An 11,142-nucleotide genomic window follows, 5' to 3' on the forward strand; every position below is an offset into this window, starting at 1 on the left:
CTGCTTCTTCCGGAGGCTGCTGGCCTCCGGGATTCCGTTTGTCCAGGCAGCGCCAGAAGCTGCTCGCGGTCGCGTCGACATCGCCGTGGGTTCCGGTGTACGATCCCTCTTAAGGTTAAGCTAACCTAAGAAAGGCTTACATGTCCAAACGAGGCAATCTGCTTGAGAGCACCGCGAAGTCGACGATCCGTGCGGTCTACTCGCGGTCCATGGCGCTGCCACCGGAGCGCGACCACTGCCCCCAGTTCTCCGCTCGCGTCACCGCCGTCACCGACCTGACGCCGGCGTTCCGCCGCGTCACGATCACAGCCCCGGAGATCTCAGACGTGGCGCTGATGGGTCCGGATGAGTATGTGGGTCTCTTCATGCCGCCGCCCGGGCAGGGCCTCCAGATGCCCGACTACGCAGGTCTCAACCCACGATCGACTCTCTCGCGCATTCCGGAGGCCTCCCGCCCCGATCTGCGGTGGTACACAGTGCGCGAACATCGCGCGGCGCTCGCTGAGATCGACATCGACATCGTCAGCCGCGGACACGACGGTCCCGGCGCCCGCTGGATCACACGGGTGAAACCTGGCGATCCGGTCGGCCTGCGCTTTCAGACCGCGCCTTACGGCAGTGCTCCCGATGTCGGGCACCACGTGCTGATCGCCGATGAGACCGGTCTTCCCGGTGTGCTCGAAATCCTCTCCGCTCACAAATCGGACCCCGAGCTACGCTTCAGTGCGATCGTCGAGGTGCCGAGCGAGGACCATGTCCTGCCGGGTACGCGCGAAGCCGGCATCGCCGTCGTGTGCCGCGGTGGAGACGACCCCGGTTCTGCGCTCGCCGCTGAACTCGGCCAGCAGCAGTTGGGCAGGATTGACTACGGATGGGTGTGTGCCGAGGCCAAGACTGCCGCGCTCGGACGGCGCTTCCTGGTCAAGGAATGCGATGTCCCCCGCCGTCAGGTGATGAGCTCGGGCTTCTGGAAGGTTGGTCGTGCGCGCCTCTGACACACGAATCCGCAACGGATCCTCGAAAACCCGGCTCAGCGAACGGCGCTTCCTGCTGCTTCTTGCGCTGTATGCCTCCCAGTACTTCGGCATCGGGTTCCTCATGACCGGCGCTACGGCTATCCTCCGCGAGAAAGGGGTCGCACTCGAATCGATGGCAGCCGTGAGTGCCCTGGGGATGCTCTGGGCGGTGAAGTTCCTGTGGGCACCAGTGGTCGACCGATTCGGCCGCAACCGGGCCGGGGGCCACTACCGCAGCTGGCTGCTCGTTCTTCAGCCGCTTCTCGCCTGCGTCCTTGCGGTCATCGCCTGCCTGCCGGATGTGCGCGCACAGTTCGGGGTCTTCCTGCTGCTGGCCGCCGTCTACATCCTCCTCTCGGCGACGCAGGACGTAGCGGCCGATGCCTTGGCGATCTCTTCGATCCGCAGTGATGAACGCGGATTCGCCAACGGCGTCCAGGTTGCCGGGAGCTACATCGGCCTCATCGTCGGAGGCGGACTCACGACCGTGATCTACGGGTGGGCCGGCTGGTTCGCCGCCCTCGCGACTCTTGCTGTGCTCACCCTCCTGCCGACGCTGCTGATCGCCGTGAGCCCTGAACCCCCAGCCAGCGCCGAGGCGTGGGCCGCGCGGATCTCGGTGAACACCATCTGGACGGTGGTGCGCCAGCGGGGCGCGGGGATCTGGATGCTGCTTGTGGTGCCGATAACGTGGATGGGCCTCACTGCAGGCTACAGTCTCATCACCCCGAGCCTCATCGACCAAGGTTGGAGCGCCGAAGAGACAGCCACCCTGACTACGCTGCTCGCTGGTGTCTGCGGGACAGCTGCCGCCCTCGGCACAGGGGTGCTGATCCAGCGCTTCGGCAGGGAGCGCGTCCTGCTGGTCGGCTGTGCACTGGCGGTTATCGGAATGGTCGCGTTCCTCCCCGTCATCTCGGGTGTAGCATCCACGGTCTACATCGTCGCGGTGACGATCGTGTTCTTCCTCGGCTACACCGCCGGCTCCATCATCGTGTACTCGATCAACATGGACTACTCGCGTCCGGGCAGCGCTGGGTCGGACTACACCACGCTCGCCTCGTTCGCCATGCTCGTGTCCTTCGGCGCTGGCGCGGTCTCCCTGTCTGTGGCCGGCCAGCTGGGCTACGTGTCGGTGTTCGTCGGTTCGAGCATCCTCTACGCCATCGGCGCGGCACTGACCGTGTGGCACCAGCGGCGATACCGGACGCAGACGCTCAACCACGGCGCCGGTCGCGCCGTGCTGCCGGTCGAGTCGGCCGCTGCGGGGCCCGAATCGGTCGTCAGCACCGCTCTCAGCGCGACTGCACCTGACCGGAAGGAACGTGAACGCTGAACCCGGCGCTTGCGCGTGTTCCGTCGGCGGGGTGCAGGGCCAAGTCGTGCCGGCCGAGGCTTCAGTCGTCTGAGAGGTAACCGGTCTCCGGGTCGATCTCGGCGAGGAAGTCGCGGATCGCCTCGATGTGGTCCTCATCCGTCAGCGTGGAAGACGGATAGGTCCCGCCGGCAAAGCCGTAGCCCGGATTGGGTCCGGTGAGCCAGTCCTAGTGATACTCCTGCAGATCACTGAGAAGGTCGATCCAATCACTGGTGTTCGCTCGCGTAGTAGGCAGATCATCTTCCCGCGCTTCCACCAGTGGGAGGCCGTCACTAGTTTGCTCGAGACCACGAGCGCTGAGGGGGGCGGGTAGTAAGTACCTGATCTAGCACTCTGCAGGATCAGGAAAAACGAACTCGATCGCGTGGCTGGCTCACGGGCTGGCGAACCTCCACAACGCCGATATTTCGAAGACTTTTGATTCGGTGATTGTCGTGACAGATCGTACCGTGCTCGATGACCAGCTTCAGAAGGCAATCAAGGCAATTGAGGGCACGAGGGGTTTGGTCGAAACGATTAACGCTGACGAGGTTTGTAAAGCGTCAGCTACCTCAAAATCGGACCTGTTAGCCAAGGAACTGAGTAGCGGCAAGCTCATCATCATCGTCACGTTCCAGACTTTCCCGTTAGTGCTTGAGGCGCTTGCGCAGCAGGGTGGGCTCACGGATCGCAAGTTTGCGGTAATCGCGCACTAGGCGCACTCATCTCAGACCGGTACAAGTGCTCAGAAGCTGCGACAGGTTCTTTCACAAGCAGAGGTCGAAGCCCTCGAGGGCGGTGGCGAGGTAAGCGTCGAGGACGTGCTTGCCGGTGAGATGGCAGCGCGGGCGACAGCTCAGAACATCTCGCTCCATGCATTTACTGCTACGCCGAAGGGCAAGTCGTTGGAGATGTTTGGCGCCCTGGTGCGGATGGGTTGCCACAGCCTTTCCACGTGTACACGATGCAGCAGGCCATCGAGAAGGGTTTTATCCTTGATGTGCTGCGTAACTACACGACTTATGAGACGGCTTTCCAGCTCGCTCAGAGAGCTGGTGGTGCTGTTGGTGGTGAAGATCTCGTCGATGAGGGCACCGCGAAAGAGAGCCTCATGCGGTGGGTGAGTCTGCATCCGGCAAACATTGTTCAGAAGGTTCAGATCATCGTCGAGCATTTCCGCGAGAATGTTGCTGAGCTCCTCGATGGACACGCTAAGGCGATGGTGGTGACCTCGAGCCGAGCCGCTGCGCTGAAGTACAAGATGGCAATCGATGCTTATGTTGAGAAACACAATTACCCATTGGGAACCTTGGTGGCGCTCTCCGGAAGCTTAACCGCTGAGCAGATTGATGATTTCGTGCCCGGAGTGCAGGAGCCATATACAGAAACGAACATGAACCCTGACCTGCGCGGGCGCGGGATTCCACAGGCGTTCGCGGGCGATCAGTTCCAGGTTCTGATTGTTGCCAACAAGTACCAGACGGGCTTTGATCAGCCGTTGCTGTTCGCGATGTACGTGGACAAACGCCTTGACGGGATCGAAGCGGTCCAGACGCTTTCCCGTCTGAACCGTACCCTGCCGTCGAGGGGTAAAGACAACATGTACATTCTTGACTTCGTCAACGACACGGACACGATCCTCGACGCACTCCTGCCGTACTACCGCACTGCCGAAATCATTGAAACTACCGACCCAGACCTCGTGCATGACCTTGCGCGGAAGCTTGAAATTGCCGGGATCTATACGAAGGATGACGTGGATGCCTTCGCGCAGGCATTCATCATCGAGAAGAAGCACGGTAAGCACACTGCACCGCTGAAGCAAGCCGCTGATCGGTTCAATGACCACTACGTCGCAGCCTTGGCCGACAACACAAAGGCCGAGATTGACGAGCTTGACCTCTTCCGCAAGGACGTTGGCTCATTCGTGCGCCTCTACGATTTCCTGTCTCAGGTTGTCGACTATCAGGACACCGACCTCGAGAACCTCGCCCTGTTCCTCCGGCTACTACGACCGCGACTTACTGGTCGCAAGACTCCAGAAGAGCTGGACTTTAACAACATCGAGCTCACCCTCATCAAGCAGACGCGCCAGAGCGAAGGAGCTATTTCACTCGGCGGCGACGGCGAGAAGCTCAACCCGATGGGAGTTGGCGGTGGACGTTCGCGCGACCCGCACCTGGTGGCCTGGGAAGAAACCCTGAACAACATCAATTCCCTGTTTGAGGACGAAGAGTTTGACCCTGGTTCAGTGGAGTCTTGGGGACAGGGCGTCGTCACGATTCTGGTTCAGAATGAAGAGATTAAGGATCAGGTCAACGCAAACACCAAGGAGCAGTTTCGTGAGTCGCAGACGATCGAAACTGCCGTCACGAATGCGGTGCTCGATCACCAGGACTCCCAGCAAAACATCATGGAGAAGTTCTTCGAAAGCGCTCATCGTAAGGGCCAGATCATTAAAGAGATCTCCGACCTTGTTTACTGGGAGCTTCGCCACCAGGCTGAGAAGGATACACAGCCTCAAGACGATGAAGAGGATGACGTCGACCAGGAGTAGCAATTGCTGCGCGCGAAATCCCGACTGGTTCACCCCTCTACGGAAGACAGCCGGGGTAGCGGCGTGCCGGACACTCAACGGTTAAGCAGCCTAATCTCCAAACGACGGCGACGGTACGAATTCCCAGTTCATAGCCGGTCTCGGCGCTATCGGATAGCACCACTCCGCACTGGGGTCTTGTATCCATCGTGACCAGTTGTGCGAGTCTTTGGCATCCAGGCCAGCTGGCCATTCCGTGGACCACGTCAACGCGGGTCTTTCCCTGGATCTCCGACTGGAAAAGCAGGCGTTGAAACCACACCGGCCGAGGCCGTGGCAAACTCGTGGGCACGCCACAGCCGTTGGTAGGTGGGGCTGCTGCTCAGGAGTTGTTCGTGGGTGCCCGTTGTTTCCACGCCATGTTCGCTGAGCACGACAATGCATTCGCTGGAGCGAATGGTGTTCAGCCGGTGGGCAATGATCATCACCGTGCGGCCGGCGACTAGCGAGGAGATGGCTCGCTGGATGCGCACCTCTGTCCGGGGATCAACCGACGCGACGGCCTCATCGAGCAGTAGGACCGGGGCGTCCTTGACAAGGGCACGAGCGATGGAGAGCCGCTGACGCTGGCCACCGGAGAGGTTTCCACCGGCCTCGTCGATCATCGCGTCGAGTCCGCCGGGCATGGCGGCAACGAAATCATGTGCTTGGGCAAGTTCGAGAGCATGCCACAGGTTGTCATCGCTGATGGCTGTCCCCATTGTGAGGTTGTCGCGCACGGTCGCGGGAAACAGGTAGACGTCCTGGTACACGGTTGTCACTTGGGCAGCCAGCCCTGCCGAGGTCAAGTCCCGCACATCGGTGTCACCGAACCGTACCGATCCATCGTCGACGTCCCAGAAACGGGCGACGAGGTTGGCGACGGTGGACTTGCCGGAACCCGACGGGCCCACGAGCGCAGTGACGGTGTCGGGTCGAGCAATCATGCTGGCGCCGTCGAGCACCCGGTGACCGTCGCGATAGGAGAAGCCGACATCACGCAATTCCACCGGCACGCCGTTCTCGGCGTGCACGGGAGCTTCGAGGTGGCCCTCAGGTAGCGGCTCGATGTCCCACAGCTCGCCGATGTGCTCGGCGATGCGCCCCTGCAGGTGTCGGTAGCTCGAGAGCTCCAACATTTCCTGGTAGGGCCGGTAGAGACTCAACGAGACCACGAGCATCAGCAGCGCGATTTGCTGGGGCAATCCCCCATCGAGATGCCGCAGGCACACCACCCAGATCAGCGCAGCGAATCCCAACTCCAGCACGGCTGACGCCAGCGATGTGAGCGGGCTGGTACGCACGGCCATGGCGACGCTTCGGCGACGCAGCTCCTCGACGGTGGCGCGATAACGACCCGCTTGGGGCGCGTCGGGATTGGCTCGGATCACAGCGGTGCCCTGCACGAACTCGAGGAGGTCGCCACTGGCGCGCGAACGCACTTGCATCACACGTGTGAGCACATTCTTTTCGACTCGATCGGAGACCCAGAGCAGGACCCCGAACACTGGCACGCCCACGAGTGCAGCCACGGCAAGACGCCAATCGAAGATGAACAGGACCACGGCTGCCAGCAGCGGCTGCAGCAGGCCCACGATGATCTTCGCCGGCAGATTGATGAAGTCGACCAGCGGCAGGTCAGACACGACGAGCGTCGCTGTCCGCCCGACGTCGAGGCGGTCGTATTCACCCAACGGAATGCGACGCAGATGTCCCAGCACCGAGCGACGCAACTGCATCCAGGCCCGATTGGCCTTCGGCCACCAGGTGCTGGCCAGCCCAACGCCGATGAACCATCGCAGCAGAAAGATCCCCAGCAACATCAGGCCATGACGCCACCAGGCCCCCGCGGAGGGCTCACCACCGAGCACATCGAGCAGGGCCAGCACCACGACCACGATGGGTGCGCTGGTGAGCATGCCGTCGGCGATGATGAGCCAGAGCCCACCACGCCACAGGTCGCGGCGTTGGTGGCCGAGCATCGCCAGCCACTGCCGTACCGGATTCATGGAGCCCAGACCATGGACACGAGGCGTCTCACCGAGTTCTCGGTCACGGTTCGCCGACCTGTCGATGTCGGACGCATCGCTCGAGCGCTCGGAACGGTCAGCGTGGATGCCGGTTTCGCCCGCGCCACCGGTCAACTGCCAGCCCTGGGCATCCAGGTAGTCCGACCAGAGTTCGGCATAGTCTGGGCAGTCCTGCATCATCTCGTCGTGGGGGGCGCAATGCACGATGCACCCCTCGGCGAGGTAGGCGATACGGTCATGGCTGGCTATGGTGCCCAGCCGGTGGGCGACCGTGATCATCGTGGCGCTGGCGCGGAGCTCGGCAAGGGCTTCGTTCACAGCCGATTCGCTCTCCGCATCCAGAAAAGCAGTCGCTTCGTCGAGCAGCACGATCTTGGCACCCTTGAGCAGGGCCCGGGCCACCGAGAGCCGCTGACGCTGTCCGCCCGAGAGCTGACCACCACCGGCGGGCAGGACGGTGTGCCAGCCCTCGGGCAGTTCGGCGACGAACTGGCTTACGCGCGCCCGGTCGGCCGCGGCGATCACCTCATCGTCACTGGCCCCGGGGCGAGCCATGCGGATGTTCTCCATGATGGTGTCGGCGAACAGGTAGTCGTCCTGCTGGACGTAGGCGACGCGCCGCATCAGCTCGACCGGGTCGAGATCACGCACGTCGACACCACCAAGGCGCACGGAGCCCTCGGAGACATCGTGGAACCGAGCCAGCAGGCCGAGCAGCGTCGACTTGCCGCCCCCAGAGGGGCCGACGATTGCCAACGAGGTGTTCTCCGGGATGTCCAGGTTCACATCGGAGAGCACATCGGGCTCATCGTCGTCGTACCGGAACCACACATTGCGCAACTCCAGAGCGAACCCCTCCGGCTCATGGGCTTCGTTCGGCACCGGCAGATCGGGTTCGTCAAGGATCTCGGCGATGTTCTTCAACCCGGCCTCGACCTGATACTGCAGGACCGCGAGGCTGATCAGCAGACCCATAAGTGGTTGCGCGAAGCCAGTACCCACCAGCAGGAAGAACACCAGCGTCGCCGGGCTGATGATGCCCTGCGCGGTACACCACAATCCGACGGGCAGGATGAGTAGAACCGGACTCGACGACAGCGCCGTGCTGGCCACAGCCTGCCACTTGCCCCGGGCCTCCTTCCGGTTCTCGATATCTGCGGTCGCCGCTATAGCGGCATCGGTGGCACCGTGGCCGGCCCGCCCCGCCAGGAAGCCGCGCAGGACGCGCATTCCGCGCAAATACGAAATGACGCTGGTGTTGAGGTCGGCTTTGATCGTCGATTCCTGCTCGGCGAACCCAGCAGAACGGTTGACTCCCCAAACGATCAGCGCAACAGCCAGCACGACCACGAGAACAGCCGCCACACCGACCTGCCAGCCCATGATGAACATGACGATGATGCTTGCCACCGGCACCGCGATCGCCGCGGCGATGTCGGGGATGGCATGCGACAGGCCGAGCTCCAGTTGTTCCACATCGTCCTGCAGAACCTTCTTGAGGTGACCAGCGCTTCGAGCGCGAACGCGGCCCAGCGGCATGCGGGCCAACCGCTCGGCCAGCGCGACGCGGAGATCAGCGAGGATCCGGTAGGCGGCGTTGTGCGACACAGCGTTGGCCAGTGCCTTGAACACCACCTTGGCGATGACCGCCAGCGCTGCCCAGACCGCGAGCGTGATCAACGCGAAACGATCCGGTTCGTCGCTCAGGAAGAGTTCGGTCGCCACGAGGTGGACGATCAGATACGGCGCCAGCCCCAGCAATGCTCCGACGATGGCCAGGATCGCACTGGCGATCAGGGCACCCTTGCGTCGGCCAATCGTGTGGGCGATGCGCTGCTGCCCGCTTGCTTGCACGTGATCAGGCATGGGACTCCTCTTCGTTCTCCGGGCTGGACGGACATAACTTTAGGTTTGCCTTACCTAACCATATCGCCTAGGGTTGTCGCCACTGCCCGATCCGGCGTAGCGCTTGCCCGACAGGAGACCAATCGATGGCCGACAACACTGCCCTGCAGGATCCCGCGGGATCCTCCCGCACGAGATCACAAACCATGGCTCGCGGCTCACGACTCGCACTGATCGCGAGTCTCTACAGCACGCAGAACCTGTCACTCGCAGCGTTCAACTACACCTTCCTGATCGCAGCGCAGAACGCGGGTGTCTCCCTCGAACTCATCGGCGCCGCCACCGGCGTCGCGATGATCCTTGTGCTGAAATTCGTCTGGGCGCCGTTGGTCGACCGAGTCGGGTCACGCAGCCTGGGGCACTACCGCGGGTGGATCATCGCGTGTCAATCGGCCCTGACGATCGGCGCCCTGTCACTCGCAGCCCTCGACCCGGGCCGACACTTCGCGTCGATCATGATTGTCTTCGCGTTGATCTTCCTGTTCGCCGGCACACAGGATGTCGCCACGGATGCCGCCACAACCCGGCTGCTAGACCCACAGGATCGCGGCATCGGCAACGGAATCCAATCGGCAGGGGCCTCCTTCGCACAGATTGTCGGCGGCGGCCTGCTGCTGCTGATCTCGGGCAGCGTGAGTTGGAGCGCCGCCATGGTGACGTTGGCCGTCTTCAGTGGCCTGCCGCTGATCCTTGTTGCGCGGTGGCGTGAATCGGAGACCACCGACCACCTTCCGACGCCCCATGTCTCGACCCGACAGGTCCTGTCGTTCTTCCGCCAGCCCGGCGTCGTTCGGTGGACCTTCGCCGTACTACCGCTGTACGTCGTGGGTGGCGTGATCACCTACAACGTCATCCGGCCCTTGCTCACCGACGCCGGGTGGAGCGAGGCCCGCATCGGAACCATTGTGGTCATCGGCGGCGGCACTGCCGGGGTGCTCGCCGGCGTGGCTGCCGGCTGGCTCATCAGCCGCGTCGGCCGTCAGCGCTCGATGGTCCTGCTGGGCATCGCGCAGGTCATCGGTACCGCAGTAACGATCTGGCTGACGCTGACTCCGACCTCGATTGCCGTTGCGGCGTTCGTCACCGCCATCTCCAATGCCTCCTTCGCCGCAACCGGCGCTTTCCTCTACACGATCGCGATGGATCTGACGCGGCCCGAGAGTTCGGGCACGGACTTCACCGCGTTCTCGACGCTCATTCAGATCGTCATGGTCATCGGCGGCGGCTTGGGAATCGCTCTGGCGGGGGTGCTCGGTTTCACCGTGGTGGCCATCGGCGCCACAGCCGTCAGCGCCGCCGGTATCGCGATCGCGACACTCCTGGCCCGACCGGTCATACAGCGCGCCGAAGCACTGGCGACAGCCGGAGCCATTCCCGAATCGGAGAACAGCAATGGATGACATTCCAACAAGTCTGGACCAGCTCATCGACCAGATCCGAGAAACGCTCGGCTCTCCGAACGAGCCGCTCGCCGCTGACGATGACCTGTTCACGGCCGGCCTGGACTCGATCCGACTCATGCACCTCACCGATCGCTGGGCGCAGGCAGGAGCGACGGTGGACCCCATGGCACTGCTCGACGAACCCACTCCCGCCGGCTTCTGGGATGCGCTCCAAGGAGCCTCCAAGACGACATGACCCGCAATGCACCAAGTACCCTCGCTGCCGTATGTTCCAGTGCAACCCTCGGCACCCTCGATGCTGAACTCTGGCTTGAACCCCACGCGTTGAAACGATGGAGGCGATTTCGACACCGACGCGATCGGGACGGCTTCTTGGTTGCTCGCGTCCTGACCGCAATCCTGTGGGGACGCCTACGCGGACGCGATCCTGACACGTGCTGCTTCCAGCAAACATGCTCCGAGTGCGGCGGACCGCACGGACGCCCAAGAATCGTCGGTGAAACCGAACTCTGGCCCAGCTGGAGCCACTCCGGCGATCTGGTTGCGGCGATCGTCGGCACAGCCCCTGTCGCCATCGACATCGAGACCAACACACACGCCATTCCCGTCGACATCACCGGCCCCGGCACGGCTGCCGAACGCCAGGAACGGTGGTCGCTGGCCGAGTGCTGGACGAAGGCGGGCTACACCGATCTCGGATCGGCCCTCGACCACATCCGGCGCGGCACCACCCCCCACCCCCCCCCCCCCCCCCCCCCCCCCAAAAACCACCCCCCAAAAAAAACCCAAAAACGGGGGAAAAGAAAACCCCCCCCCCCCCACCAACCAACAACCCGGGGGGGCGGGGGGGGGGGGT

General features: G+C 63.0%; 7 protein-coding genes and 1 pseudogene. 6 read left to right on the forward strand and 2 right to left on the reverse strand.

What is annotated here, in order from left to right; translation table 11 throughout:
• Nucleotides 1-140 precede the first annotated feature (140 nt).
• The 4 genes and pseudogenes from MHX53_RS11050 to MHX53_RS11065 all read left to right on the forward strand — a co-directional run bounded on the left by MHX53_RS11050 (nt 141) and on the right by MHX53_RS11065 (nt 4,930).
• Nucleotides 141-995, forward strand: a complete 855-nt coding sequence (locus MHX53_RS11050; RefSeq protein WP_102238193.1) for a siderophore-interacting protein — start codon at nt 141-143, stop codon at nt 993-995.
• Nucleotides 982-2,352 (forward strand): MFS transporter, encoded by a 1,371-nt coding sequence (locus tag MHX53_RS11055; protein ID WP_102238194.1) that lies wholly within the window; start codon nt 982-984, stop codon nt 2,350-2,352. Before MHX53_RS11050 ends, MHX53_RS11055 begins: the two co-directional genes overlap by 14 nt.
• A 383-nt stretch (nt 2,353-2,735) precedes the next feature.
• A pseudogene (locus tag MHX53_RS11060) lies at nt 2,736-3,089 on the forward strand (type I restriction endonuclease subunit R); the annotation flags it as partial.
• A gap of 239 nt (nt 3,090-3,328) precedes the next feature.
• Nucleotides 3,329-4,930 (forward strand): hypothetical protein, encoded by a 1,602-nt coding sequence (locus tag MHX53_RS11065; RefSeq protein ID WP_239272737.1) that lies wholly within the window; start codon nt 3,329-3,331, stop codon nt 4,928-4,930.
• A 245-nt stretch (nt 4,931-5,175) separates the two neighbouring features.
• Here MHX53_RS11065 and MHX53_RS11070 read toward each other — a convergent pair whose 3' ends face one another.
• The gene (locus tag MHX53_RS11070; protein ID WP_102238195.1) at nt 5,176-8,844 is read right to left on the reverse strand and encodes an ABC transporter ATP-binding protein; all 3,669 of its coding nucleotides are present in this window, start codon (nt 8,842-8,844) and stop codon (nt 5,176-5,178) included.
• A 125-nt stretch (nt 8,845-8,969) separates the two neighbouring features.
• Here MHX53_RS11070 and MHX53_RS11075 point away from each other — a divergent pair, with 125 nt between their 5' ends.
• Entirely contained in the window at nt 8,970-10,283 is a 1,314-nt protein-coding gene (locus MHX53_RS11075) for an MFS transporter (RefSeq protein WP_102238196.1), read from the forward strand.
• A complete protein-coding gene (locus MHX53_RS11080; RefSeq protein WP_035007435.1) occupies nt 10,276-10,521 on the forward strand; it encodes a phosphopantetheine-binding protein in 246 nt (81 codons plus the stop codon). The genes MHX53_RS11075 and MHX53_RS11080 overlap by 8 nt, the downstream gene beginning before the upstream one ends.
• 176 nt (nt 10,522-10,697) lie before the next feature.
• Here MHX53_RS11080 and MHX53_RS11085 read toward each other — a convergent pair whose 3' ends face one another.
• Nucleotides 10,698-11,000 (reverse strand): hypothetical protein, encoded by a 303-nt coding sequence (locus tag MHX53_RS11085; RefSeq protein WP_239272738.1) that lies wholly within the window; start codon nt 10,998-11,000, stop codon nt 10,698-10,700.
• Nucleotides 11,001-11,142 lie beyond the last annotated feature (142 nt).

This window comes from Brevibacterium sp. ACRRH, assembly GCF_022346365.1.
Classification (GTDB): Bacteria; Actinomycetota; Actinomycetes; order Actinomycetales; family Brevibacteriaceae; genus Brevibacterium; species Brevibacterium paucivorans.

What these genes read in the sequence shown, in the direction of transcription:
- MHX53_RS11050 (WP_102238193.1), top strand. Translation starts at nt 141, where the DNA reads ATGTCCAAACGAGGCAATCTGCTTGAGAGCACCGCGAAGTCGACGATC.
- MHX53_RS11070 (WP_102238195.1), bottom strand. Translation starts at nt 8,844, where the DNA reads ATGCCTGATCACGTGCAAGCAAGCGGGCAGCAGCGCATCGCCCACACG.
- MHX53_RS11075 (WP_102238196.1), top strand. Translation starts at nt 8,970, where the DNA reads ATGGCCGACAACACTGCCCTGCAGGATCCCGCGGGATCCTCCCGCACG.
- MHX53_RS11080 (WP_035007435.1), top strand. Translation starts at nt 10,276, where the DNA reads ATGGATGACATTCCAACAAGTCTGGACCAGCTCATCGACCAGATCCGA.